We start from the raw sequence: 25,084 nt of genomic DNA, 5'->3' as shown, positions 1-25,084 counted from the left end.
GCGCGCGGTCCGCCGCGTCGGGGCCCAGGCGCAGCCCGGTGGCGACCTGCGCGTTGAGGGCGATCTCCCGCAGGCGTAGGTCTTTGCGGCGGGCGAGTAGTTCCCGGTCGGTGGCATCGGCGGCGGGCAGCTGCAGGTATTCGGCTTCCGCGTCGGCGTAGACGGTGCGGTAGAGGCTGTAGAGGGTGGTGACTGTGCGGCAGAAGGTGAGGTTCTCGCACCGTCGTTGTTCGAACAACAGGTTCGCGGTCTGCTCCCGGAACCCGGCGGCGTCGTTGAGCTCCGGAGGCATCAGATGCCCCGGTAACTCACGTAATCCGGCGGGGAGGGTCATGAGTCCATGATACGCCTGAATGGGCGAATCGGCTACACGGTTCGAACAAATGAGGCCCGCGCGTGGGTCGTGTCTCTCGCCGCCGCTGCAGTCGGCTTTCCTGGGGGCGCTGGCGCCGTCCCGTGCTCGCTCAGCGGCCGAGTTCTGTGAGGAGGCGACGCAACTCTGCGGACTCTGCGGGAGACAGGCTCTCGCTCAGCAGCGAGTCCTCCGCCGCCCGGATCGCCCGCTTCGCGCCGGATTGTGCCGCCCGCCCCGCATCGGTCAGCCCGACGGTCCGCTGTCGACCGTCCGGAGCGCGATCGCGGGAGAGGAGCCCGCGCGATTCGAGGGCGGTGAGGTGCTTCCCGAGTCTCGTTGTGTCGCGGCCGGTGCGCCTGGACAGCTCGACCTGCGACAGCGCGGTGTCCGAGACGAGCTCGCTGAGGATCGCGTACTCCCACATCGTCACGCCGGCATCGGCGAGGATCGGCTCCTCGAGCGTCATCAGGCGGGGGAACAGGCGCGCGAGCAGCGCGGCCAGGTCGGGGCCGCTCGGTGGTGCGTCCGACACGTGAACCTCCTATCGATCTACCGCGGTAGATCGATATCGTCTACCGTGGTGCATGAATCACTTCTCGCTCTCGACACGAACCTACGGGGAATCATGGACACCTCAGCCCTGCGCCACGCGGCCCGCGATCTCGCCGCGTCCGTCTCCGAAGTCACTGCCGGTGACCTCGCGCTGCCCGTCGCGACCGGTGGCGATGTCGGCGACCTTTACCTGCGGATCCTCGAGGGCGTGGCGGCCCCGGTTCCGTCCCGCGAGCACCTCGCGGCCGCCGCGAACGACTACGGCGCGGGATACGAGCGCGCGTACCTCCGCGCCGTCGACGAAGCCATCCGTCTCCTGACCGGCCCGGACACCGTCGATGCCCTGCTCCGGGAGACCCGGTCTCTCCGGACGGAACTCGACCGCGCGCTCGGACTCGGTTGAGTCGGCCGGCGCCGCTGCGGCGTCCGCTACGGTGACCGAATGACCCCCGACGCCCAGAATCCCGCCCCGCCGGTCCCGAGGGACGCGGCCACCGTCGTCCTGGTCCGCGACGGCGCGGACGGGATCGAGGTCTTCCTGCAGCGTCGCGTGCAGCAGATGGCCTTCGCGGGCGGGATGACGGTGTTCCCGGGCGGCGGCGTCGACCCCCGCGACGGCGACGCCGACCTGGCCTGGGAGGGGCCCGCGGCGTCCTGGTGGGCGGAGCGCTTCGGTGCCGCCGAGCGCGACGCGCGCCAGCTGGTCTGCGCCGCGGTCCGCGAGACCTTCGAGGAGTGCGGGGTGCTGTTGGTCACCGGGTCCGACGGGGCCGCTCCCGACGCTGCGGCTCTCGCTCCGGCCCGGGAACGGCTCGAGGCCAAGGAGATCTCCCTCGCGCAGTTCCTCCGCGACGAGGACCTCGTGCTCCGCGCCGATCTGCTGCGGCCGCTCGCGCACTGGATCACACCGAAGAACGAGAAGCGCCGGTACGACACCCGCTTCTTCCTCGCCGCCCTTCCGGACGGCCAGCGGGCCGACGATCGCACGAGCGAGGTCGAGGAGGCCGGCTGGCGGACCGCCGCGCAGGCCCTCGCGGACTTCTCCGCGGGCCGCTGCTTCCTGCTCCCGCCCACCTGGTCCCAACTTCGCGCCGTGGCTGAGCACCGCACCGTCGCCGACCTGTTGGCGGTCGAGCCCGTGATCGAGCCCGTCGAGCCCGAGCTGCCGCTCGGTGGCGCGATCGACTCGCTGCGCTTCGCCCAGGCCGCCGAATACCGGGCGGCGATGCCCTCGACCACCCCGCCGCCGGTGCTGTAGCACCGGGGCGTAGCCCGGAATTCACCCTCGTTCGGCAAGGGTTCACCGACCCGCTCGGTCACGGTTCACCGCCCCGTCGCCTCGCGCGCCCACTGTGAGCCCATGAGTACACCGGGAACACTTCTCACCGGCCAGCCCCCCGTCCGCGAGACCCTGATCGACGGTGCCGACTACGAGGTCGTCCTCACGACCCGGGCCGACGATGTCGACACGGTGCAGCGCCTGCGCTACGAGGTCTTCGGATCCGAGCCGGGGTTCGAGGCGTCCATGGCCTCGGTGCGCGACGGCCGCGACGCCGACGAGTTCGACGAGTACTGCGATCACCTGATGATCCGGCACAAGCCGAGCGGCACCGTCGTCGGCTGCTACCGGATCCTGCCGCCGCCCGGCGCGATCGCCGCCGGCGGTCTCTACCTGGCGACGGAGTTCGAGCTCGGCGAGCTCGACCATCTGCGCCCCGGGATGATGGAGATGGGGCGCGCCTGCGTCCGCGCCGACCACCGCACCGGCGGCGTGCTGTGCCTGATGTGGGCCGGCCTGCTGGCCTACGGCGACCTGCGCGACATCCGCTACGCGGTCGGCGCCGTCAGCGTCCCGATGCAGTACGAGGGCTACGACCGGGGCGCGACGGTCCGCGCGGTGCGCGAACTGGTGGACGCCAAGCACCGCGCCGAGTGGACGGTGACGCCCCGCAATCCCGTCGAGGAGATCACCGCCGCGCCGGCGTCGCGCCGGACCTTCCCGCCGCTCGTCACCGGTTACCTGCGGATGAACGCCGAGATCCTCGGCGCGCCGAGCTTCGATCCGGTCTTCGACGTCGCCGACTTCCCGATGATCATCGACCGGACCCGGTTCAACGTGCGCTACCTGGAACGGCTGCAGCAGGCGGCGGGGAGCCTGTAGATCATGAACCCCCCGGTTCCGCTGCGGGAGCTGCCCAGAAATCCCTGGCAGCAGGTTTCACCGTGCGACGGTGCCTGCTCGGCCGATGAGCCCCGGGCTGCGGCGCGCTGGCTGCGCGCGGTCCGCTGGACGGCGTTCGTCGCGGTCCTGGTGCTGGGGCTGGTCGCGCTCGCGATCGCCTACCCGTGCGGGGCCACCGCGCGTCGTGTCGTGATCCGCGGCGGTGCCCGCGCGATGCTGTGGTCGCTGGGAATGCGGGTGGAGCCGGTGGGCAACGTGCCGCTGCGGTCGTTGGTGGTGGCGAACCACCAGTCGCTGCTCGACATCGTGGCCATCGCCTCGATCGCGCCGGCGGCGTTCGTCGCGAAGGCGGACATCTTCGACATGCGGGCGGTGGCCGTGCTGATGCGTGCCTTCGGAGCGATCCCCCTGCGTCGCGAGCGTCTGAGCGACCTGCCGCGCACCGTCGAGCACGTGTCCGGTCTGCTGCGGTCCGGCCGGACCGTGGCGCTGTTCCCCGAGGGCACCACGTACTGCGGATTCCATCGTGGCGAGTTCCGGCCCGCGTTCTTCCAGGCGGCGATCGACGCGCGCGTCGACGTGGTGCCGGTGTCGCTGCGGTACTCGATGCGGCTGCCCGGCCCCGCGCGGGGCGCGCGGCAGAGCGCCGTCGCCGCGTACGTCGGATCCGACACCGAGATCACGACGATCTCCCGGGTCATCGGGGCGCGCGGCGTGGCGGTGCGCGTCCACGCCACCGAGGTGATCGCCGCGGGGGAATGGGCGGGGGCAGGCCGCGGGGCGCTGGCCGCGCGGGCCGAGGCGTCGGTGTTCGCCGACGCCGAGTTCAGCGAGCCCGGGACGCGCCTGCCGCTCGCCGCGTAGGCGCGAAAGGGACGGGTGCGCGAATACCGCTACCGCGCGGCATCCGCGTATTCTGGGGACGCGATGACTCCCGACCGCGAGAACCCCGTGTACCTCGACCACGCCGCGGACACCCCCATGGTGCCCGAGGCGCTGGCGGCGATGACGCAGGCCGCCGCGCGGCCGGGCAACGCCTCCTCGCAGCACGGCTCCGGTCGCCGCGCGCGCCGCATCCTCGAGGAGTCCCGCGAGTCGATCGCCCGTGACCTGGGCGCCCGCCCCTCCGAGGTGATCTTCACCGGTGGCGGCACCGAGGCCGTGAACCTGGCCGTCAAGGGGCTGTTCTGGGCCCGTCGCGCGGAGGATCCCGCCGCCGTCACGGTGATCGCCTCCGCGATCGAGCACCACGCCGTACTGGACGCGGTCGAGTGGCTCGGCGAGCACGAGGGCGCGCGTGTCGTGCTGCTGCCCGTCGACCACCGCGGACTGGTGGACCCCGCGGACCTGCGCGCCGCGCTCGACGAGGCCGCCGGCACCGTCGCCCTGGTCAGCGTGATGTGGGCGAACAACGAGGTGGGCACGCTGCAGCCGATCGCCGAGCTGGCCGCCGAGTGCGCCCGCGACGGCGTGCCGATGCACTCCGACGCCACCCAGGCGGCGGGCCACGTGCCGATCGATTTCGATGCCAGCGGCCTCGCGGTGCTGACCAACGCGGCGCACAAGTTCGGCGGCCCGCAGGGCGTCGGCGCGATGCTCATCGGCCGCAATGTCTCCCTCGTGCCGCTGGCGCACGGCGGCGGGCACGAGCGCGACCTGCGCTCCGGCACCCCGAACGTGGCGGGCGCGGCCGGCATGGCCGCGGCGCTGCGGGTGGCCGTGGCCCGGATGGACGACGAGGCGCTGCGCCGCGCCGCGCTCCGCGACCGTCTCCTGGCCGGCATCGGCCGGTTCGAGGGTGCGTTCGCGAACGGCGGTGCCGCGCATGCGATTCCCGCCCTGCCCGGGATCGCGCATGTCTCCTTCGCCGGCTGCGAGGGTGACTCGCTGCTCATGCTGCTCGACGCTCGCGGGATCGAGTGCGCCACCGGTTCTGCGTGCAGCGCCGGCGTCGCGCGCGTCAGTCACGTCCTCGAGGCGATGGGTGCCGATCCGGCCACCGCCCGCGGATCGCTGCGCTTCTCCTTCGGCCCCGAGAACACCGAGGCCGATGTCGACGCGGCGCTCGACGCCCTCGCCCAGGTCGTGGACCGCGCCCGCGCCGCGGGGCTCAGCTTCACGGGGGCCCGCTGATGCGCGTGCTGGCCGCGATGAGCGGCGGCGTGGACTCGGCCGTGGCGGCGGCCCGGGCCGTGGAGGCGGGGCACGACGTGGTCGGCGTGCACCTGGCGCTCTCCGAGGCCCCCGGCACGCTGCGCACCGGCTCGCGCGGCTGCTGCTCCAAGGAGGACGCGGGCGATGCCCGGAGGGCCGCCGACGTGCTCGGCATCCCGTTCTACGTGTGGGACTTCGCCGATCGCTTCCGCGAGGACGTGATCGACGACTTCGTCGCCGCCTACGCCGCGGGTGAGACCCCGAACCCGTGCCTGCGCTGCAACGAGAAGATCAAGTTCTCCGCCCTGGCCGAGCGCGCCTACGCCCTCGGCTTCGACGCCGTCGCCACCGGTCACTACGCGCGCCTGTCCGGCGGTGAGCTCCGCCGCGCCGTCGACGCCGACAAGGACCAGTCCTACGTGCTCGCCGTGCTCACCGCGGAGCAGCTCGCCCGCGCGATGTTCCCCGTCGGCGACACCCCCAAGCCGGCGATCCGCGCGGAGGCCGCCCGCCGTGGCCTGGCCGTCGCCGACAAGCCGGACAGCCACGACATCTGCTTCATCCCGTCCGGCGACACGCAGGCCTTCCTCGGCGCCCGCATCGGCGTGCGGCCCGGTGCCGTCGTCGACGCCGCGACCGGCGAGCGCCTCGGCGAGCACGCGGGCGTGCACGAGTTCACCATCGGCCAGCGCAAGGGGCTGGGGCTCCCCGGCCCCGGGCCCGACGGCGCGCCCCGGTACGTGACCGCCATCGACGCCGAGTCCGGCGAGGTCCGAGTGGGGACCGGTGAGCAGCTCGACGTCACCCGCATCGTCGCCGACGGTGCCGTCTGGACCTCCGGTGCGTCGCCCGACGGGCCCGTCGAGGCGATGGTCCAGGTCCGGGCGCACGGCGGCCTCGCTCCGGTCGTCGCGCGCGCCGACGGCGACCGGCTGATCCTCGATCTGCTCGAGCCGCTGCGCGGCGTGGCGCCGGGGCAGGCCGCGGTGCTGTACGCCGTCGACGCCGAACGCGGCGACCTGGTGCTCGGCTCCGGCACGATCCGCTCGACCGCGCACGACGCGGCGCATGTCTGATCCCCTCGCACCGCTGGTCGGCGGGGTCACGGGGATCGGCTCGGTGCCGGGGACGGACCCGCGGGAGGCGGCCGGCACCGTCGTGGGCGAGCTGGAGGTTCCCTTCCTGCCCGAGCTCCCGAACCGGGGTGTCGGCGCCGACATGATCGGCCGCGCCGCCGGCCTGCTCGTCGACATCGGGTTCGACGTCTCCACCACGGGCTACCGGATCGGCGTGCCCGACGGCCGGGTCGCGCGGCGCGCCGGCGACTACCTGGAGCGCGACCTCGACGCCTTCGAGGAGGCCTACGAGGTCGCTCGTCGACGCGGCTCGGGGACGGTGAAGGCGCAGGTGGCGGGCCCGCTGACCCTCGCCGCCGGCCTGGAGCTGCCGAACGGGCACCGCGTGGCCCGCGACCGCGGGGCGATGCGCGACATCGCGGCCTCGCTCGCGGAGGGCCTGGGGCGGCACGTCGCGGACCTGCGCCGACGGTGCGGTGCGGGCGTCGTGCTGCAGCTGGACGAGCCGTCGATGTGGTCGGTCGTGCACGGCACCGTCCCGGCGCTGACCAAGCTCGACCCGGTGCGGGCCGTCCCCGCGATCGAGGCCGCCGAGCTTCTCGCCGGGGTGGTCGACGCCGTCCGCGACGCAGGTGCGCCGGTCCTGCTGCACCTGTGCGGCCCCGTCGTGTGGGACGTGGTGCGCCGGGTGCCGGTCGACGGTGCCCTCGTCGACATCACCCGCCTCGCCGCCGCTGACTACGAGGGCTTCGGCGAGCTCGTCGAGTCGCGCCCGGTGATCGGCCTCGGCCTGGCCCCGACGGTGCCCGGCCGACGCTCGCCGGCCGACCTCGCGGCGCTCGCACTGCGCGTGTACGACGAGATCGGCCTGCCGCGCCGCGATCTGACCCGCGCCACCGTCACGCCCGTGTGCGGTTTGGCCGGTTCGCCCGGGATTCGCCCGATTCTGGACGCCTGCAAGGAGATTCGGTCGGTCTTGGCGGAGGAGTCGGTCTCCTAGCCCGCTACACTTCGGCGATGTTCCCGCACACCGGACCAGTCGATGGTGCAGACACCGCCTGGCTGCTCGCCGCGTTCGCGCTCGTCCTCCTGATGACACCGGGCCTCGCCCTGTTCTACGGCGGCATGGTGCGCAGCAAGAGCGTGCTCAACATGATGATGATGTGCCTGACCGCGATACCGGTCGTGTGGCTGCTGTGGGTCGTCTTCGGCTACTCCATGACCTTCGGGACGGACCGCGGCGGCGTGATCGGCGATCCGACCACCTTCGCCGGCCTGCGCGGGCTGCTGGGGACCTTCGCTGCGGACGGCTCCGACTCCGGCGCGGTGCCGCTGGTGGGCCATGTCCCCGCGCTGCTGTTCGTCGCCTTCCAGGCCGGCTTCGCGATGGTCACCGTCGCCCTGATCGCGGGTGCCGTGGCGGACCGCATGCGCTTCGTCTCCTGGCTCGTGTTCGCGGGGCTGTGGGCGACGCTCGTCTACTTCCCGGTGGCCCACTGGGTCTTCTCGGCCCCGGGCCTGACCGCCGCGCACGGCGGGTGGATCGTCGAGCACCTGAAGGCGATCGACTTCGCCGGTGGCACCGCCGTGGAGATCAACTCGGGCGCCTCGGCGCTGGTCATGGCGCTGCTGTTGGGCCGGCGCGCAGGGTGGCCGCGCGACCCGATGCGCCCGCACAACCTGCCCTTCGTCATGCTCGGCGCGGGCCTGCTGTGGTTCGGCTGGTTCGGCTTCAACGCCGGATCCACGCTCGCCGCGAACGGCTCGGCGGCACTCATCGTGGTGAACACCCTGGGTGCGGGGGCGGTGTCGATGGTGGCGTGGCTCGTCGTGGAGAAGGTCCGGCACGGCAAGCCCACCTCGTTCGGCGCCGCGTCGGGCGTGGTGGCCGGGCTGGTGGCGATCACCCCGTCGTGCTCGGCGGTGACCCCGATCGGGGCGCTCGCGGTGGGCGCGGCGGCGGGCGCGATCAGCTCGTACGCGATCGAGCTCAAGTACCGCTGGCGGTACGACGATTCCCTCGACGTGGTGGGCGTGCACTTCGTGAGCGGGGTGGTCGGGATGCTGATGATCGGCCTGGTCGGCAGTGCCTCGGCCCCGGCGGGGCGCGACGGCCTCCTGTACGGGGGCGGCCTGGACCAGCTGTGGCGCCAAGCGGTCGCGGTCGTCGTGGTGCTCGGCTACGCGATGGCGGTCACGCTGGTCATCGGCCTCGCGCTCAGGGCGACCATCGGCCTGCGCGCCGACCCGCAGCACGAGGCGGACGGCCTCGACGACGGCCTGCACGCCGAGTCGGCCTACGACTTCCACGTGGTCCGCGGCGGGCGGCTCGAACCCGGACGGTGACCGGACCGTTCGCCCTCGGCGATCACCCCTCGACAGCCGACCGCGCCCGGAGTAATCATGTAATCAGGCTGACAAAGGAGGTCGCACATGATGGCAGGACGTGGTCCGCGCACCGAGGTGCCGGACGCTAAGGATGCGGGGGACTGGTTCGCCGGCCGGCTCCCGGAGGATTGGTTCGACGGTGCGCCGCGGGTCACCGTCGACCGCGACGAGATCGTGGTGGTCGGGCAACTCCCCACGGACGGGGAGCAGTCGGCCGCGCAGCGGGAGGGGCGCGCCGCCCGGTTCCGCGAGGACACTCGCGAGCAGCGCATGCGGATCGCCGACGAGGCGCAGGAGCGCTACCGCCGGCGGGTGTCGTGGGGCGTGACGGCGGGCGACGAGACGATCCTGTTCACGCATCAGTCGGTGCCGGTGATGTCGCGGCTCCGGCAGCCCGAGCGGCTCGTGCTCGACACACTCGTCGACGCCGGCGTCGCCCGGTCGCGGGCCGACGCGCTGGCCTGGTGCGTGCGCCTGGTCGGCGAGCACACGGAGGACTGGCTCGGCGAGCTGCGTAAGGCCATGAAGGACGTGGACGACCTGCGCGAGCAGGGGCCGCAGCTGTAGCGAGGTCTAGTCCGACGGGCCCCCGCCCTGAGCATCGAGCAGGGCGAGGGCCCGTTTCGGCGCGATGGCACGGTAGCTCGCGTCGACGAGCTCGCCCACCTCGTCCCAGTCGACGTCGCCGATCGTGAGGTCGAGGCCCAGCCAGCCCGCCGAAGCCATGTAGGCGGGCAGGTAGAACCGCTCGTCCTGTTCCAGCGCGGCCCGCTCGGCGGGATCGGCGATGAACAGCACGCTCGTATTGCGCTGCTCGTGCGGGCGGTGCTCGGTCTTCTTCGTGCCGCCGCCGTACATCGCGAACACCTTGCCGCAGCGGAAGGTCGGACGGCCGTGCGCGACCTTCTCGATGGCCTCCGGGAAGGCCAGGGCGATCGCGCGGACGCGGGCGAGGACGGGGTCGTCCTCTGCGAACATGATCGGGTGCGGCATGCCTCCAAGGTAGGTGGAACGCCCACGCCGGTCGATGGAACATGTTCTACTTTCGGGGTGACCACACAGGAAGCCCGGGTCGGCATCGTCCAGTTCACCTCCGACCGCGGGGTGCCCCCGCACCGATTGGCGCCGCTCATCGAGGCGGCGGGCTTCGCCTCGTACTTCGTTCCCGAGCACGGCCACATCCCCACCCGGCGCGATGCCGCGCACCCGGGCACCGGCACGGCGGAGCTGCCCGACGACCGGTACCTGCGCACGCTCGACCCGTGGACCTCGCTGGCCGCCGCGGCCGCGGTCACCGAGCGGATCGAGCTGTCGACCGCGGTGGCACTGCCCGTGCAGTCCGACCCGATCACGCTCGCCAAGACGATCGCCACCGTCGACCATCTGGCCGGCGGCCGGGTCACCCTGGGGGTCGGATTCGGCTGGAACCTCGACGAACTCGCCGACCACGGCGTCCCCGCCGGGCGCCGCCGCACCATGCTCCGCGAGTACCTCGAGGCGATGCGCGCCCTGTGGCGCGACGAGGAGGCCGCGTACGACGGTGAGTTCGTCTCCTTCGGTCCCAGCTGGACCTGGCCGAAACCGCCGGGCGCGGTGCCGGTGCTGGTGGGTGCCGGGGCCACCGACAAGAACTTCACGTGGATCGCCAAGAACGCCGACGGATGGATCACCACCCCGCGGGACCGCGGGATCACGGGCGCCGCCGCCCGGCTCGCCGAGATCTGGCGCGAGCACGGACGCGCGGGCTCGCCCCGCATCGTCGCCCTCGATTCCGTTCCCGACGGTGACCGCCTCGCCCGGTGGACCGCGGCGGGCATCACCGATGTGCTCTTCCCCGTGGATGATTCGAGTATCGAGGCGGCCGCCGCGTACCTCGAGCGGTTGGCTAGCGCAGTGGATCGAGCCCCGCGGTGAGCGCGGGCGCGCGTCCCGTGGTGATCTGTTCGGCCAGCAGCTCACCGGTGAGCGGTCCGAGCGTCAGCCCCCACATCCCGTGCCCGCCACCGACGTAGACGCCCGGCGTGGCGGTGCCCCCGATCAGCGGCAGGCCGTCGGCCGAGAGCGGCCGTGAGCCCACCCACTGCTCGTCGATGCCCGACCAGTCGATCCCGCGCAGCAGCGGGCGGACGGCGTCGTTGGTCACCCGGATCCGCTGGGGGTTCAGCGGCTTATCGGGGTCGGCGAACTCCATGATCCCGGCCACCCGGATGCGGGGTCGGCCGTCGGCACCGTCGGGCCGGGGAGTGATCGCCGCACGCGCGGCGGGGAAGTAGGTCGCGCCCTGCAGCGGGGTGTCGACGGGCACCGAGCAGCTGTAGCCGCGTCCCGCGAACAGGGGGATCCGCACGCCGTGCGCCGATGCGAGGCGGGGCAGCCATGCGCCGGAGCACAGGACCGCCGCGTCGGTCAGTTCGTCGATCCCCGTGCCGATCACGCGGGCGCGGGCACCGTCGCGCCGGACCTCCGTCACATCCACGCCGGTGCGCAGCTCACCGCCGCCCGCGATCACGGCGTCGGCGAGTGCCCGCACGTACGCGCCGGGGTCGAGGTACCGCTGGCCGCGCAGCCGCAGTGCGAGAGCGACCTTCTCGGTGAGGTGCGGCTCGTACTCGCGCGCGGATCCGGGGTCGAGCAGCGTGAAGTCGATCTGCTGGCCGGCCGCGGAGACGCGGGCCAGCTCGTCGAGGATCGCCGTGGCGTCGTGCAGGCTCGCGAAGCCCAAGGTCATGTCGTGCGCGTGCAGCTCGCCGCGCACGCCGGCGGCGATCTGCCGCTCGAAGGAGTCGTGGATGTGGGCGTTGAGGGTGGAGTAGGTGCGCATCGACGCGGCCCACTTGTGCGGCGTGCAGTTCAGGGCGAACGCGGCCATGAACCGGGCCACCGCCGGGTCGGTCGACGGAACCAGCGCCACCGGCGAGGACGGTGACAGCAGCGCCCGTGGGCCCTGCTTGAGCAGCGCCGGCTCGGGGAGCGGAATGGTGAACGCCGGGCTCAGCCAGCCCGCATTGCCCCAGGAGGCGCCCGCCGCCGGACCGATCCGGTCGACGACGGTCACCTGCACGCCCCGTTGTTGGAGGCTGAAAGCGGTGGACAGGCCGACGATCCCGGCGCCGACGACGATGGCCTTGTGGGCCGTGCTCGAGGTGGTCATGGCACGACTATGGGTCATCGTGCGGCGACGTGGGCGTGAATCCGATCGTCTACGACTTTCCTTCCCCGTCCGATAAGTAGTACGCTATCGTTGATTCATGAACTCGAAGACTCGTACGCCGCTGGCGGCGGTCATCGCTGTGCTCGCGGTGACGGCGGCGGGCGGAGTGGTCAGCGCTGATCCCACTCCCAGTTCGACTCCGGGAGTGCCTACGGCTCCGGTCACGGTCGCGCCGGGTGTGACGATCTCGCCCAAGGACTTCGCCGACGCGCGTGCTCGCGCGCGCGACGTGTACATTACGAACATGGTCGGCAAAAGTCTGCAGCAGGTACGCGATGCGCTCAATCTGAGCGTGCGCGTTCCGATCGCCTTGAACCCGAAGCGCCCCGTGCGGCTGCACGTCCTCCCGGAGTACCCGGGCAGTTCGATGGTGAACCCGTCCACCGTCCGGCCCGCTGATCTCGTCGTCGTGGACTCCTTGGTCTACGCCGGCACTTTGGAACTCGCAGTCGTTCCCACGGCGGCGGCGGCCCGGGTGGCGCACCTGCCCGAGGCGGTCGAGGCATCCAAGGCGGTCCCGTTCGACGTCATGTTGACGCTCTCGGACGAGAACTACGGGCTCGCCTACTCGAAGCTCATTCGGGCGTCGGACGAGGCGCGGCCCGCCCTGCTGAAGACGCTCGGCGTCAAGCGCGACGCCCGGGGCCTCCCGGAGTTCCCCGGCGGGTACGTGCTGAGCATCGCGGTGCAGAAGAATTGAGACTTCGCTGGTTCGCGCAGGCGGGCTGACGCGAGGGAAACAATCGGTCGAACGGTCGATGCGATCCCACAATCAGCCTGCAATGCTCCGTCGCATATTCGTGCGTGACGAAAGCAGAGGTGTTCGTACGGCAGGGCGGTGACGGCGGCCGCGGCGCTGCTGCTGGCTGCAGGATGCGGTGGATCGGACGCGAAGGAGACCTCGACGACGTCGTCGACCTCCGCGACTACAACCACCTCGACGGTCGCGCCCGCGTAGACGCGCGACCCACCCGCCGCGCGCGGCGGCCCCCTGTCGGTGCCCTCGACTAACCTCACTTCCATGTCGAAGGAGTTGACCGAGGACGACCGCCGCGCGTGGCAGGAACTCGCGGAGGAGGTGCGCGGGCACCAGTTCCGGTACTACGTCCAGGACGCGCCCGTGCTGTCCGACGGCGAGTTCGACGCCCTGCTGCGTCGGCTGCAGGAGATGGAGTCGGCGTTCCCGGAGCTCGCGGTGCCGGACTCGCCCACCAAGCTGGTGGGCGGCGGCTTCTCCACCGATTTCACGGCGGTGGACCACCTCGAGCGGATGATGTCGCTGGACAATGTCTTCGACGAGGGGGAGCTGCGCGATTGGGTCGCCCGCGTCCAGAAGGAGGTCGGGCGCGAGGCCGTCTTCCTCACCGAGCTCAAGATCGACGGTGTCGCCCTCAACCTCGTCTACGAGAACGGCGCGCTGGTGCGCGGCGCCACCCGGGGCGACGGTCGCACCGGTGAGGACGTCACGCTCAACGCGCGCACCCTGCGGGACGTGCCGCACGTCCTCACCCCGTCGGACGAGTTCCCGATCCCCGAGGTCCTCGAGGTGCGCGGCGAGGTCTTCTTCCGGCTGGCCGACTTCGAGGAGCTCAACGCCGGGCTCGTCGCCGAGGGCAAGCCGCCCTTCGCCAACCCGCGCAACTCCGCGGCGGGATCGCTGCGCCAGAAGAACCCGCAGATCACCTCGCGTCGCCGGCTCGGCATGATCTGCCACGGGCTCGGCCGCATCCAGGGGGACTGGTCACCGTCGAGCCTGCACGACGCGTACCGGGCCCTCGCGGCCTGGGGCCTGCCGGTCTCGCAGTACACGAAGCAGGTCGTCGGTGCCGACGCGGTGGTCGACCGCGTCTTCTACTGGGGCGAGCACCGGCACGACCCGGAGCACGAGATCGACGGCCTGGTGGTGAAGGTCGATGAGATCACCCTGCAGCGCCGCCTCGGCGCCACCTCCCGCGCGCCGCGCTGGGCCATCGCCTACAAGTACCCGCCCGAGGAGGTCACCACCAAGCTCCTCGACATCCGGGTCAACGTGGGGCGCACCGGGCGAGTGACCCCGTACGCCTACATGGCGCCGGTCACCGTCGCCGGCTCCACGGTCGAGTTCGCCACGCTGCACAACCCCTCCGAGGTGGAGCGCAAGGGCGTGCTCATCGGCGACACGGTCACGATCCGCAAGGCGGGCGATGTGATCCCCGAGGTGCTCGGCCCGGTCGTGGACCTGCGCGACGGCACGGAGCGGGCCTTCGTCATGCCCGTCACCTGCCCGGAGTGCGGGGCTGCCCTCGCCCCGTCGAAGGAGGGCGACGCCGATATCCGGTGCCCCAACACCGAGACCTGCCCGGCCCAGCTCCGCGAGCGCCTGTTCTACCTCGCCGGGCGCACCTGCTTCGACATCGAGGGCCTCGGGTACGAGGCGGCCACCGCCCTGACCACCTCGCCGGTCCTGCACAACGAGGGCGATGTCTTCTCGCTCACGCCCGAGGATCTGCTGCGGGTCCCGCTGTTCACCAACGACGGCGGCACGCTGTCGGCGAACGCTCAGCGCCTGCTCGCCAATCTCGCGGTGGCGAAGGACAAGCCGCTCTGGCGCGTCCTCGTCGCCCTGTCCATCCGGCACGTCGGCCCGTCGGCCGCGCGGGCGCTCGCGCAGGAGTTCGGCGGCCTCGACGCCATCGCCGCGGCCGACGTGGACCGTCTGGCGCAGGTCGACGGTGTCGGTCGCACGATCGCGGAGGCCGTGATCGACTGGTTCACCGTCGCGTGGCATCGGGAGATCGTCGAGAAGTGGCGCGCCGCGGGCGTCCGCCTCGAGGACGAGCGCGACGAGTCCGTGCAGCGGACCCTCGAGGGCCTGTCGATCGTGGTCACCGGGTCGCTGCAGAACTTCTCGCGCGATGAGGCGAAGGAGGCCATCCTGGTGCGCGGCGGCAAGGCCGCGGGCAGCGTCTCGAAGAAGACGGCGTTCGTCGTGATCGGTGATGCGCCGGGGTCCAAGGCCGAGAAGGCCGAGCAGCTGGGGGTGCAGATCCTCGACGAGGAGGGCTTCGCGACGCTGCTGGCCGACGGGCCCGACGCGGTGCGGCCGCAGGCCGCGGAGGCGGTCGTCGCGGAGCCGGACGCTACCTGACCAGCACCGTCGCCACGATGCCCGCGAGGTAGCCCAGCCGAGCCACCTCCGACGGGCGGAAGTCGGGTCCGCCGGGTCGGCCCACGAGAACCACCTTGCCGATGGCGCCCAGCGGCGCGGCGGCCAGCTTGGTGTCCATCTGCTGCCAGGCCTGCGGTACCCAGTCGGCCTCGCCGTCGATGGCGACGGGGCCGCTGAGCGGCAGGAAGCCGAAGTCCTCGGGTGGCGTCTCGGGCAGGCCCGACGAACCGTGGACGGGCCACGGGGTGTCCGGGCCGTTCGCGAGCACGGCGCACCAACCCACGCGCAAGACACGCGGCACCTGGTCCACCAGCATCTGCAGCTGATCGTGTTTCGCGGCCGCCACGTGGTCGATCAGCTCCAGCTCGCGGTGCGTGTCCAGGACGTCGACGTACGGGCGGATCGAGTCGACGGTGATGCCGTCGAGCGCCTCCGCGGCGGTGATCAGCGTGTCCGGGAGCGACTGCGGCCCCAGGTCGACCACGATGTCGTCCACCGCGAATCCGTCGCCGCGTTCGACGACGTCGAGCGAGAGGATGTCGGCACCGACGGAGCCGAGGGCCACGGCGAGGGAGCCGAGGCTACCGGGGCGGTCGGTCAGGCGGACGCGAAGGAGGTAGGACACCCCACGATTCTGTCATCAGTGCCGCGAGGGCGCAGTTCCGAGGACCGCGTCACGAAGATCACAGCGCCCCCGTTGGCCGTGGCGGCCCGGTTCGCCGACACTTGTGCACATGCCCACCGATACCCGTTCGGAGGCGCCCGAGGCCCACAAGGCCGCGCTCACCTCTGTTGCCCGACGCATCGCACCCGGCCGCGAACACGACTTCGTGACCTGGACCGATGCGGGAATCGCCCTGGCCCGGACCTACCCCGGCTTCCTGGGCGGCGGATGGGTGCGCTCCGCGCACCAGTCCGACGAGTACATCGTGATCTACCGGTTCGCCTCGGAGGCCGAGCTCGCGCAGTGGCAGCGCTCGCGCATGCGCAAGCACTGGCTCGAGCGCGGCGAGGGCGTCGCGGTCGAGACCGCCACGCACCGACTCTCCGGGATCGAGGGCTGGTTCTCCCCGCAGCCCGACGGTGCCGGGCCGGGCGTCACCGCCTCGCCCGTGGTCGCCGTGCCGCCGCGGTGGAAGCAGGCCGTGGCCATCTGGCTCGGCTTCTTCCCGCTCTCGCTCGTGATCAACCTCCTGGTGCTGCCGCATCTGCCGCTCGGCTCCCACGGCTGGGATCTGGTGGCGCGCACCCTGATCGCGACGCTGATCAACACCCCGCTCATGGTCTTCCTGGTGCTGCCGTGGATCACCGCCCGGATCAAACCCTGGCTGGAGCGGCGCTCGCTGGTCTGAGCGCGCGCGGATCGAGCAAGAACGGTCAAGCGCGCGGACGGCGGCGGGGCCGATACTGGTGCACATGCCCGAACCCGTTGATCCGTTGCGCCGGCTCCTCGACGCCGTGCTCGCCGATCCGCACGACGATCTCGACGCCATGGCGGCCGGCGCGTACAGCTCGCCGTCCCACTTCGCGCGGCAGGTCTCCGCGGGCGTCGGTGAGCCGCCCGTCGCGCTGCGCCGGCGCATCCTCCTCGAACGGTCGGCATGGCAGCTGCAGCGGGGCTGGGCGGTGACGGACGCCGCTTTCGCCGCCGGCTACGGCTCGGTCGGGGGCTTCATCCGCGCCTTCGCGCGGGCCTACGGGCACTCGCCGAGCGGACTGCCGCGCACCGTCGGGCATTGGCTACCCGCGCCCAACGGCCTGCACTTCCACTCCCCGACGGTGCTGTACGTGGACTCCGGGGAGGGACACACCGAGTCCGCGGGGAACGTACTGGCACTGCAGGTTCAGCACGACGCGGCCGACATCGAGGCGCTGCTCGGCGCCGTGGCCGCACTGGCGCCCGAGGCGTACCGGAAGGTGCGGCTGCCGGGCTCGCGGCCCCGGCACTGGGACGGCCCAGACGAGTCGCTGGCGCAGCTGATGTGGCACCTCGTGTTCAGCACCGCGCCCTGGCGCGCGTCCATCGCCGGCGAATCCGCTCCCGTGTTGCCGCCCGACGACGACCCCGCTGCGCTCGCGCGGGCGCACGCCGAGAACTCGCCGCGCTGGCTCGGCCTGGTCCGCGACATCGACCGGCGCGGGGCGTGGGGCGATCGCGTGATCGACGCCCTGTGCGATCCGCCCGAGTCCTTCCTGCTGGCGCAGATCGTGGCGCACGAACTGACCTTCTCCGCGCACCGTCGGCTGCTGGCCCGCTGGATGCTCGCGGACGCGGGCGTCGCCGTCGACACCCCCGAACTGGATCCCGACCCGATCATCTGGCACCGACGCATCACCGGAGGGAACGCATGACCGCCTACTCGTACTACACCGCGTCCACCCTCGACGGCTTCCTCGCCGACGCGAACGACAGCCTGGACTGGTTGCTCGACCAGCCGATCGACGACGGCGGGCCGATGAACATCGAGGAGTACATGAAGACGGTCGGCGCGATCGTCATGGGCTACACCACCTATCAATGGGTGGTGGATCGGGTCGAGGCCGGCGACGAGCCCTGGTACTACGCCGACTACCCGGTGTTCGTGTTCACCCACCGGGAGCTCTCGCCCATCCACCCCGGCGTGCGCTTCGTCGCGGGCGAGCCGGCCGCACACCGGGAGCAACTGGAGGCGGCAGCGGGCGAGAAGGGGGTGTGGGTCGTGGGCGGCGGCGAGCTTGCGGCGCAGTTCGCCGAGGCGGGGATGCTCGACGAGGTGGTGATCAGCTACGCGCCGGCCACCGTCGGCGCGGGGCGGCCCCTGTTCCCGCGGCCCTTCGACTTCGAACTCGTGGAGTGGGCGCGGAACAAGGCCTTCCTCTGCGGCCGCTACCGGGTGGTGGGGGCGCGCGGCTGAGCGCCGCCTAGGATTGCAGGCATGTCTGCCATCTCCCGGGACGAGGTCGCGCACCTCGCGCGACTGTCGCGCCTCGCCGTCACCGACGAAGAGCTCGACGTGTTCGCCACGCAGCTCGATTCGATCCTCGAGCACGTCAAGGTGGTGACCGAGATCGGCTCCGACGGTACCGACGCGGACGTCGCGCCGCTGACGCTGCCGGTCGGCAACGTGAACGTCGACCGGGCCGACGTGCCGGTGCCCGGCCTCACGCCGGAGCAGGCGCTCTCCGGCGCGCCCGCCCGCGAGGGCGACCGGTTCGCCGTGCCGCGCATCCTGGGGGAGGAGTGACCATGACCGACCTTCGTGCATCGAACGAGATCACCGGCGCCACCGCCGCCGACCTGGCCGCGAAGATCGCCTCCGGCGAGCTGAGCTCGGTCGAGGTCACCAGCGCGCACCTCGACCGGATCGCCGAGGTCGACGGTGACCTGGGCGCCTTCCTGCACGTCTCCGGCGAGCAGGCCCTGGCGGCCGCGCGCGCCGTCGACGACGCCCGGGCCCGCGGCGAGCAGCCCGCGTCCGCCCTGGCCGGCGTGCCGCTGGCGCTCAAGGACGTGTTCACCACGACCGACGCGCCGACCACGTGCGGCTCGAAGATCCTCGAGGGCTGGACGGCGCCGTACGACGCGACCGTCACCGCCAAGCTGCGCGCCGCCGGCATCCCGATCCTCGGCAAGACCAACATGGACGAGTTCGCGATGGGCTCGTCGACGGAGAACTCGGCCTACGGCGTGACCCGCAACCCGTGGGCCGCCGACCGTACCCCGGGCGGTTCGGGCGGCGGCAGCGCCGCGGCGCTCGCCTCGTACGAGGCGCCGCTCGCCATCGGCACCGACACCGGCGGCTCGATCCGCCAGCCCGCGTCGCTGACGGCCACCGTCGGCGTGCGCCCGACCTACGGCGCCGTCTCGCGCTACGGTTTGGTCGCCTGCGCGTCGTCGCTGGACCAGGGCGGGCCGTGCGCGCGCACCGTCCTCGACACGGCGCTTCTGCACGAGGTCATCGCCGGGCACGACCCGCGCGACTCCACCTCGCTGGACGCCCCGGTTCCCGGCGTGGTCGCGGCCGCGCGTGCGGGGGCCTCGGGCGATCTCAAGGGCGTCCGGGTCGGCCTGGTGAAGGAGTTCGGCGCGGACGGCACCGAGGCCGGCGTCCAGGCGTCGTATCTGAAGGCCGTGCAGCAGCTGCGCGACCTGGGAGCCGAGACGGTCGAGGTGTCGCTGCCCACGCTGCGGTACTCGCTGGCGGCGTACTACCTGATCCTCCCGTCGGAGGTCTCCTCGAACCTCGCCCGGTTCGACGCCATGCGCTACGGCCTGCGCACCGGCGACGACGGCACGCACTCCGCGGACGAGGTCATGGCGCTCACCCGCGAGGCCGGTTTCGGCCCGGAGGTCAAGCGGCGCATCATCATCGGTACCTACGCGCTGAGCTCGGGCTACTACGACGCCTACTACGGCAGTGCCCAGAAGGTCCGCACCCTGCTCGCCGACGATTTCGCGCGCGCCTACGAGAGCGTCGACGTCATCGTCTCGCCCACCACGCCCACCACGGCGTTCAAGCTGGGCGAGAAGGTCGGCGACCCGCTGGCGATGTACCTGTTCGACCTGTTCACGCTGCCGACGAACCTCGCGGGCCACTGCGGCATGTCGGTGCCCTCGGGGCTCTCGACGGACGACGGCCTGCCCGTCGGCCTGCAGATCCTGGCGCCCGCGCAGGCGGACGACCGGCTCTACCGCGTCGGCGCGGCGTACGAGGCCGCTCGCGGCCCCGTCGCCTGACTCGGCCCCGTCGCCTGACGGTCCGCCCCTCCCGCAACTTAACAGCGTTAGCCCAGACGGTGTCTTGCGGAAACGTGTGCATCGGGTGCTTGCTACCCGTGGGTAGGTTCGTCATGCTCGGTAGCCGTGCTCGGTCAGCGCCCGGCGGACACGGCGGAGCAGGGCGTCCGGGCGGTTCTTCAGCGGTCCCGAGGTCACGATGATCAGGTTCCAGCCCAGGTCCTTCTCGAGCACGTTCCAGCGCTCGACGTCGGCGGCGTGCTGCTCCGCGTCGCGGTGGTAGGCCCCGTCGTACTCGACGGCGACCTTGTGGACCTCGTCGGCGAGATCGAGGTAGTACTCGCCGTCGAGGACGGGGACCTGAGGGATCATGTTCGTCAGCCCCGCGCGGTGCAGTGTCAACCGGGAGAAGGTCTCCCACGGCGACTGCGATCGACCATCGGCCTCGCGCAGTACGTCGCGGATCCGGCTGCCCCGCCACCACTCCCGCCGCTCCAGCTCGGCTTCGATCCGTTCCACCGTCGCCATCGCCGGGCGGGACACCCGGGCCGGACGGTGCGCCGTGGCCGGCCTCCCGATCGCGCGCAGGCACTGGTCCGCGGCGGCGATGCCCTCGTCGCCGCGGGTGTAGCGCATGAGGTCCATCGTCGTGCGCAACGGTGACGTGCATGGCAGTCCGTAGCGGATCACCACGTCGTCGCCCGTGAATTCCGCGGTGCGGCTGATCACGCCCCGCCGCCGGATCTGCTTCGGGCCCAACACCTCCACGAACTCGCGGGACTTCGCCATCGGGTGCAGGTGCAGCCGTGCCGCGGTCCACCCGCACAGCACGGAGCCGGGATACCGGCGCACCATCGCGGTCGCGAGGTCGCCGACCGTCCCGCCCGCCGCACCGCGCGGAACCCGGAAGCCGGGCGTGACGCACCGGTAGTCCTTCTCCGCCGTGTACCGCCCCACCTCGGCGATCAGCTCTGCCGAGTGATGCACCTCGCGCTCGAAGGTCCCCATGCTCATTGGACGCACCAGACCCGTGGTCGGGTTCCATCGGACTGGTTACTCGTGGGTAGCTAGCACCCAATGCACACGTTTCCGCAGGAAGCTGTCTGGGCTAACGCTGTTAAGTTACGAGGAGGCTGCGGTGGGGAGGGCGATGCGGGCAGGGAGGCCGCTCACCAGTGCCGATCCCTGGTGCTCGTCGTAGCGGTGACCCAGACCGGGCGGCGGGGCGGTGGCACCCAGCAGGTCGACGGTGGCCTGGACGAACCCGAGCAGCGGAACCCACGGCGGGCGCGGTGTCGCACGGCCGGGGGCGGTGGCGGCGCGGCCGGGCGGCGCGACGAGCAGCCGCGGCGACCAGATGCCGACGGGGTCGGAGGCGTTGAGCTGCGCCGGGCCGGTGATCGCGACGCCCGCCGGCGTACCCACCTGCAGGGTCGCCGCGATCGGGGCGCGCAGCTCCGCCGCTCGCCGCTGCGCGGCGACCACCCCCACCGTCCCCAGGCTCTGGCCGTACACGCGGAGCGCGATCGACGGTGCACGCCTGTGCAGTTCGTCGATGAGGGCCGCGGTGGTCGCCGCGGCGGCGTCGCGGTGCAGCACGAACGACTGCCAACTCGGCATCTGGGTGTACTGCACGGCCACGATCGCACTGTCGCCCCGCATCGCCTCCTCGACGCCGCGGACGAAATGCGGGTCGACCCAGCCGGATCCCGTGGGAACCGCGATCACGACGGCCCGCCGCGCCAGTCCGCCGGCCGCGACGAGCCGGTCGACCGCGACGGCGGCCCGGCGGGCGGGGGAGGCACCGTCGGCCAGGGAGGCGTACACCCGTACGCCGGGCGCGCGCGATTCGATGTCGGTGAAACGCTGTGCGTACGAGGCGGACTCCACGGCCGGACGCGCGGCCGCCGGCCACGCCACCCCCGCGGCCGCGGTGACGGAGGCGAGCGCCACGAGCGCCGCCCGGAGCCGCACCGACCACAGGGCGGCGACGGCGAAGGGCGCCATCGCGACCACGCCCACCAGTACGGCGAACCCGAGCGGTCCCACCGGGGAGACCTCCGCGGCCGCCCGGACCCGGTTCTGCCACAACAGCCACCCCACGAGCGCGACGGAGCCGAGGTATCCGGCCGCGCGGTAGTGCACGGGCCGTCCCCGCGCGATCACCGCTCCGACGACGGCGCCCGCAGCGCCGAGCACCAGGCACACCACCAGCTGCACGAACACCGTGCGCGGCAGCTGATTCGGGAACGCGGCGCAGGCGACGCCGACCGCGTACCCGGTGGCTGCACCCGCGGGGAGCCGCGGCGCCGCGATCACAGCCGGCCGCCGGCGGTGAGCCAGCTCGTCGCGAGCTCGGAGACGGACTCGGCGCGGGGCGGACCGTCGTGCTGGCGCCACGTGTTGGCGCGCACGGCGAGCACCGCGATCCCCGCGACATCGGCGCACTGCCGGCGCTGCTGGACGGGCCGGGCTCCGCATGCGGCCGACAGTCGCTCCGCGAGGGTGTCGTCGATGAGCCGGCGCGCCCACGCTCCCAGTGGACGGCCCGTCGCGTCGGCGTGCCGCAGCAGGTCGTAGCCGAGATCGTGGGCCTTGCAGGGGACGTCGAAATCGGCGGGGAGCGGCACCACCGACGAGCAGTCGCCGTGCGGGTTGATCGCGTATCCCGGTCCGGCGACGGCGGTGTACGCGAATCCGGCCGGGATCGAACGGATCTGGTCGGCGACGGCGACCGTGGGGTCCGCGATCGCGCGGACCGCGGCGGCCGAGGCCGCGTCCTCCGTGGGCGCGACCTTCTGCGCCGCGGCGGGCAACGAGATGCCGAAGGACAGGGGAACGGCGAGTACGGCTGCGGCGGCGAGCATACGGCGGGTCATGCCGACGACGCTAGGAACGCCGGGCGGATCGGCGGATCGGCTGTGCGAGTGGTCCGATCTCACCCGAAAGTATGAGGACGGCGTGCGCGCGCTGCCCCTAGCGTTGCCTTCCATGAGGACGACCACGAAGAGGATCGAGCGGTTCGGGCGGGCGACGGTGCGCGCGGGCCGCTACTTGGACCGGCAGAGCGCGCTGCACATCAAGGCCCCCGACGGTGCGCTGCACGCCACGCCGCTCGGGATCTTCCTGTCCCGGAAGATCAACTGGCTCTTCCTCCTGATCGCGCTCATCATGTGGGCGGTCGCCTGGCCCACCCTGAACGAGCAGTTCACCGTGCCCGCGGTGCTGCTGCCGATCATCAGCGGTCTGTCCGTGCTCCCCATCGCGATCGCCTGGGCGCACCCGCGCGCCGCCTGGGGGATCGTCGCCGCGACGGCGGCCCTCTTCCCGCTGCTGTGGTTCGACGCGAAGCAGGACTGGCAGTGGAACTGGCAGGTCTCGCTGATCATGGCGATGCTGATCACCAGCTGGATCGCCTTCCTCAAGTGCCGGCCGCTCGACGCCGTGGCCATCGCGGCGGCCTCGTCGGTGCTGTTCTGGATCAACGCGCAGGACGGCACCGGCGGCGGCTGGGTCGCGGGGATCATGGTCTCGCTGGTGATCATCCTGCTGCTGCGGCTGGCGCTGCAGTCCCGTACCCGCCTGGAGGAGCAGACCGAGGTCAGCGAGCTCGAGCGCGGCCGGCGCGCCATCCTCGAGGAGCGCACGCGCATCGCCCGCGACCTGCACGACATCGTCGCGCACCGGATGTCGCTCGTCGTGGTACAGGCGCAGACCGCGCAGTACCGGGTGCCCGACGTCTCCGAGCGGGCCCGCGCCGAGTTCGACGGGATCGCCGTCTCCGCCCGCGAGGCGCTCAACGAGGTGCGGGCGCTGCTCGGCGTGCTGCGGCTCGACGACGCCTCGGCGGACCTCGCGCCCGCACCCGGGCTCGGCGGCGTCGACGAGCTCATCGACGGCGCCCGCGCGGCGGGCGTCGCGGTCGACTACCTGCCACTGCCGGATCCGTCGGTGATCGGCGAGAGCACGGCGCTGGTCGCCTACCGCATCGTGCAGGAGTCGATCGCCAATGCCACGCGGCACGCGCAGGGCGCCGCGATCACCGTCGCGCTCACCCTCGACGCGGGCACGCTCAACCTGAGCATCGAGAACGGCCCGCGCACCTCCGACGCCGATCTCGGCGGCCCCGGGCTGGGCCAGGGAATCCCCGGGATGACCGAGCGGGCGCGCACCGTCGGCGGCTCCCTGTCGGCCACGCCGACGGCGGGCGGCGGGTTCGCGGTCCGTGCGTCGTTCCCGGCGCGACCCGACGGTGCCACCGCCTAGGCTGGGCGCGTGCCCATCACCGTCTTCATCGCCGACGATCAGGCCATGGTCCGGCAGGGCTTCGGTGCCCTGCTGGGCGCGCAGCCCGATATCTCCGTGATCGGGGACGCCCCCGACGGCAGGGCGGCCGTGGCCGAGGTCGCGCGGCTGCAGCCCGATGTCGTGCTCATGGACGTTCGCATGCCGGAAATGAACGGGCTCGAGGCCGCCGCCGAGATCCTGCGCCGACACGACGGCGTCCGGGTGCTCATGCTCACCACGTTCGACATCGACGACTACGTCTACGAGGCGCTGCGGGTCGGCGCGTCCGGGTTCATGCTCAAGGACGCGCCCGCGGAGGAGCTGGTCCGCGCAGTCCGGGTGGTGCACGAGGGCCAATCCCTGCTGGCACCGTCGGTCACCCGACGGATGATCGCCGAGGTCACCGCGGCCCGGGCGCACCGTCGGACCGCGCCGCCCGAGCTGAAGACCCTGACGCCCCGCGAGCGGGAGGTGCTGGAGGCGATCGCGGCCGGCCGGTCCAACGCCGAGATCGCCGAGGCGCTGTTCGTCTCGGACCAGACCGTGAAGACGCACGTCAGCAAGGTCCTGCAGAAGCTCGGGCTCCGCGATCGGGCACAGGCGGTGGTGTACGCGTACGAGACGGGCGTCGTCACGCCGGGGTGAGCCGGAGCGATGCCCTGCCGGACATCGGCCGAGACGGCAAGATCATCTCCATGAGTCTGCGTGTCGGGGTGTTGACCGGTGGTGGTGACTGTCCGGGGTTGAACGCGGTGATTCGGGCGGTGGTGCGTACCTGTGATGCGCGGTACGGGTCGGCGGTGGTCGGTTTCCAGGACGGGTGGCGTGGTCTGCTCGAGGACCGTCGGGTCCAGTTGTCCAACGACGACCGCAACGACCGGCTGCTGACGAAGGGCGGCACGATGCTCGGGACCGCCCGCACCCATCCGGATGTGCTGCGGGCGGGGTTGGACCGGATCCGGCAGACCCTCGACGACAACGGCATCGACGTGCTGATCCCGATCGGCGGGGAGG

The 25,084-nt window shown here is 72.3% G+C and carries 29 protein-coding genes; 21 read left to right on the top strand and 8 right to left on the bottom strand.

The annotated features are described in order from the left end of the window. The coding region (locus HF999_RS20950; RefSeq protein WP_168547748.1) for a hypothetical protein at window positions 1-334 on the bottom strand (334 nt) is incomplete at its 3' end. Between the two features lie 130 nt (window positions 335-464). Beyond that, window positions 465-887, bottom strand: coding sequence for a MarR family winged helix-turn-helix transcriptional regulator (locus HF999_RS20945; RefSeq protein WP_168547747.1), 423 nt, complete (start codon window positions 885-887; stop codon window positions 465-467). A 93-nt stretch (window positions 888-980) separates the two neighbouring features. Here HF999_RS20945 and HF999_RS20940 point away from each other — a divergent pair, with 93 nt between their 5' ends. From HF999_RS20940 to abmR, 9 genes are all read left to right on the top strand, one after another. Next, entirely contained in the window at window positions 981-1,310 is a 330-nt protein-coding gene (locus HF999_RS20940) for a hypothetical protein (protein WP_168547746.1), read from the top strand. 39 nt (window positions 1,311-1,349) lie between these two features. After that, window positions 1,350-2,165 carry an NUDIX hydrolase gene (locus HF999_RS20935; RefSeq protein WP_168547745.1) on the top strand — a complete coding sequence of 272 codons (816 nt, stop codon included), beginning with the start codon at window positions 1,350-1,352 and terminating at the stop codon, window positions 2,163-2,165. Window positions 2,166-2,267: 102 nt separating this feature from the next. Then, complete coding sequence (locus HF999_RS20930) at window positions 2,268-3,068, top strand: GNAT family N-acetyltransferase (RefSeq protein WP_168547744.1); 801 nt, start codon at window positions 2,268-2,270, stop codon at window positions 3,066-3,068. Window positions 3,069-3,071: 3 nt separating this feature from the next. Next, entirely contained in the window at window positions 3,072-3,953 is an 882-nt protein-coding gene (locus HF999_RS20925) for a lysophospholipid acyltransferase family protein (RefSeq protein WP_168547743.1), read from the top strand. Window positions 3,954-4,016: 63 nt separating this feature from the next. Beyond that, window positions 4,017-5,222 carry a cysteine desulfurase family protein gene (locus HF999_RS20920; protein ID WP_168547742.1) on the top strand — a complete coding sequence of 402 codons (1,206 nt, stop codon included), beginning with the start codon at window positions 4,017-4,019 and terminating at the stop codon, window positions 5,220-5,222. Continuing rightward, a complete protein-coding gene (gene mnmA, locus HF999_RS20915; RefSeq protein WP_168547741.1) occupies window positions 5,222-6,319 on the top strand; it encodes a tRNA 2-thiouridine(34) synthase MnmA in 1,098 nt (365 codons plus the stop codon). The genes HF999_RS20920 and mnmA overlap by 1 nt, the downstream gene beginning before the upstream one ends. Beyond that, window positions 6,312-7,319, top strand: a complete 1,008-nt coding sequence (locus HF999_RS20910; RefSeq protein ID WP_168547740.1) for a uroporphyrinogen decarboxylase/cobalamine-independent methonine synthase family protein — start codon at window positions 6,312-6,314, stop codon at window positions 7,317-7,319. The genes mnmA and HF999_RS20910 overlap by 8 nt, the downstream gene beginning before the upstream one ends. Window positions 7,320-7,336: 17 nt before the next feature. Beyond that, window positions 7,337-8,665, top strand: a complete 1,329-nt coding sequence (locus tag HF999_RS20905; protein WP_168547739.1) for an ammonium transporter — start codon at window positions 7,337-7,339, stop codon at window positions 8,663-8,665. 87 nt (window positions 8,666-8,752) lie between these two features. After that, window positions 8,753-9,274, top strand: a complete 522-nt coding sequence (abmR, locus tag HF999_RS20900; protein WP_168547738.1) for an ATP-binding transcription factor AbmR — start codon at window positions 8,753-8,755, stop codon at window positions 9,272-9,274. A gap of 6 nt (window positions 9,275-9,280) precedes the next feature. Here the strand turns inward: abmR and HF999_RS20895 are convergent, their stop codons facing one another. Then, a complete protein-coding gene (locus HF999_RS20895; protein WP_168547737.1) occupies window positions 9,281-9,700 on the bottom strand; it encodes an MmcQ/YjbR family DNA-binding protein in 420 nt (139 codons plus the stop codon). Window positions 9,701-9,757: 57 nt separating this feature from the next. Between HF999_RS20895 and HF999_RS20890 the strand changes: the two genes are divergently transcribed. Continuing rightward, entirely contained in the window at window positions 9,758-10,621 is an 864-nt protein-coding gene (locus HF999_RS20890; protein WP_168547736.1) for a TIGR03619 family F420-dependent LLM class oxidoreductase, read from the top strand. Here HF999_RS20890 and HF999_RS20885 read toward each other — a convergent pair. Next, window positions 10,593-11,858 (bottom strand): NAD(P)/FAD-dependent oxidoreductase, encoded by a 1,266-nt coding sequence (locus tag HF999_RS20885; protein WP_168547735.1) that lies wholly within the window; start codon window positions 11,856-11,858, stop codon window positions 10,593-10,595. The two genes, HF999_RS20890 and HF999_RS20885, sit on opposite strands and share 29 nt — an antisense overlap. Window positions 11,859-11,955: 97 nt before the next feature. Here HF999_RS20885 and HF999_RS20880 point away from each other — a divergent pair, with 97 nt between their 5' ends. From HF999_RS20880 to ligA, 3 genes are all read left to right on the top strand, one after another. Beyond that, window positions 11,956-12,618 (top strand): hypothetical protein, encoded by a 663-nt coding sequence (locus HF999_RS20880; protein WP_168547734.1) that lies wholly within the window; start codon window positions 11,956-11,958, stop codon window positions 12,616-12,618. Between the two features lie 104 nt (window positions 12,619-12,722). Next, the gene (locus HF999_RS20875) at window positions 12,723-12,929 is read left to right on the top strand and encodes a hypothetical protein (protein ID WP_168547733.1); all 207 of its coding nucleotides are present in this window, start codon (window positions 12,723-12,725) and stop codon (window positions 12,927-12,929) included. A 10-nt stretch (window positions 12,930-12,939) separates the two neighbouring features. Further along, on the top strand, window positions 12,940-15,045 hold the full coding sequence (ligA, locus tag HF999_RS20870; protein WP_168547732.1) for an NAD-dependent DNA ligase LigA: 2,106 nt from the start codon (window positions 12,940-12,942) through the stop codon (window positions 15,043-15,045). Here the strand turns inward: ligA and HF999_RS20865 are convergent. Continuing rightward, a complete protein-coding gene (locus HF999_RS20865) occupies window positions 15,038-15,691 on the bottom strand; it encodes an ACT domain-containing protein (RefSeq protein ID WP_168547731.1) in 654 nt (217 codons plus the stop codon). The two genes, ligA and HF999_RS20865, sit on opposite strands and share 8 nt — an antisense overlap. A 109-nt stretch (window positions 15,692-15,800) precedes the next feature. On the opposite strand from HF999_RS20865, the gene HF999_RS20860 reads away from it, so the two are divergent. The 5 genes from HF999_RS20860 (at window position 15,801) to gatA (ending at window position 19,783) form a co-directional block, all read left to right on the top strand. After that, on the top strand, window positions 15,801-16,418 hold the full coding sequence (locus tag HF999_RS20860; RefSeq protein WP_168547730.1) for an antibiotic biosynthesis monooxygenase: 618 nt from the start codon (window positions 15,801-15,803) through the stop codon (window positions 16,416-16,418). 64 nt (window positions 16,419-16,482) lie between these two features. Continuing rightward, window positions 16,483-17,418, top strand: a complete 936-nt coding sequence (locus tag HF999_RS20855) for a helix-turn-helix transcriptional regulator (RefSeq protein ID WP_168547729.1) — start codon at window positions 16,483-16,485, stop codon at window positions 17,416-17,418. After that, window positions 17,415-17,960 carry a dihydrofolate reductase family protein gene (locus tag HF999_RS20850; protein ID WP_168547728.1) on the top strand — a complete coding sequence of 182 codons (546 nt, stop codon included), beginning with the start codon at window positions 17,415-17,417 and terminating at the stop codon, window positions 17,958-17,960. Before HF999_RS20855 ends, HF999_RS20850 begins: the two co-directional genes overlap by 4 nt. Window positions 17,961-17,981: 21 nt before the next feature. Then, on the top strand, window positions 17,982-18,290 hold the full coding sequence (gene gatC / locus HF999_RS20845) for an Asp-tRNA(Asn)/Glu-tRNA(Gln) amidotransferase subunit GatC (protein ID WP_168547727.1): 309 nt from the start codon (window positions 17,982-17,984) through the stop codon (window positions 18,288-18,290). A gap of 2 nt (window positions 18,291-18,292) precedes the next feature. Continuing rightward, a complete protein-coding gene (gene gatA, locus HF999_RS20840; protein ID WP_168547726.1) occupies window positions 18,293-19,783 on the top strand; it encodes an Asp-tRNA(Asn)/Glu-tRNA(Gln) amidotransferase subunit GatA in 1,491 nt (496 codons plus the stop codon). 111 nt (window positions 19,784-19,894) lie between these two features. Here the strand turns inward: gatA and HF999_RS20835 are convergent, their stop codons facing one another. The 3 genes from HF999_RS20835 to HF999_RS20825 all read right to left on the bottom strand — a co-directional run bounded on the left by HF999_RS20835 (window position 19,895) and on the right by HF999_RS20825 (window position 22,662). Continuing rightward, window positions 19,895-20,797, bottom strand: a complete 903-nt coding sequence (locus tag HF999_RS20835) for a DUF559 domain-containing protein (protein ID WP_168547725.1) — start codon at window positions 20,795-20,797, stop codon at window positions 19,895-19,897. A 108-nt stretch (window positions 20,798-20,905) separates the two neighbouring features. Further along, the gene (locus HF999_RS20830; RefSeq protein ID WP_168547724.1) at window positions 20,906-22,102 is read right to left on the bottom strand and encodes an alpha/beta-hydrolase family protein; all 1,197 of its coding nucleotides are present in this window, start codon (window positions 22,100-22,102) and stop codon (window positions 20,906-20,908) included. Next, on the bottom strand, window positions 22,099-22,662 hold the full coding sequence (locus HF999_RS20825; protein ID WP_168547723.1) for a hypothetical protein: 564 nt from the start codon (window positions 22,660-22,662) through the stop codon (window positions 22,099-22,101). Before HF999_RS20825 ends, HF999_RS20830 begins: the two co-directional genes overlap by 4 nt. Before the next feature lie 112 nt (window positions 22,663-22,774). On the opposite strand from HF999_RS20825, the gene HF999_RS20820 reads away from it, so the two are divergent. The 3 genes from HF999_RS20820 to HF999_RS20810 all read left to right on the top strand — a co-directional run. Further along, complete coding sequence (locus HF999_RS20820) at window positions 22,775-24,049, top strand: sensor histidine kinase (RefSeq protein WP_168547722.1); 1,275 nt, start codon at window positions 22,775-22,777, stop codon at window positions 24,047-24,049. Between the two features lie 9 nt (window positions 24,050-24,058). After that, on the top strand, window positions 24,059-24,715 hold the full coding sequence (locus tag HF999_RS20815) for a response regulator (RefSeq protein ID WP_168547721.1): 657 nt from the start codon (window positions 24,059-24,061) through the stop codon (window positions 24,713-24,715). 56 nt (window positions 24,716-24,771) lie between these two features. Further along, on the top strand, window positions 24,772-25,084 hold a 313-nt coding region (locus HF999_RS20810), incomplete at its 3' end, for a 6-phosphofructokinase (RefSeq protein ID WP_210734024.1).

Source organism: Tsukamurella spumae (assembly GCF_012396015.1).
Taxonomy (GTDB): domain Bacteria; phylum Actinomycetota; class Actinomycetes; order Mycobacteriales; family Mycobacteriaceae; genus Tsukamurella; species Tsukamurella spumae.
The sequence above is the reverse complement of the archived record's forward strand: the minus strand, read 5'-3'. Positions and strand labels throughout refer to the sequence as shown.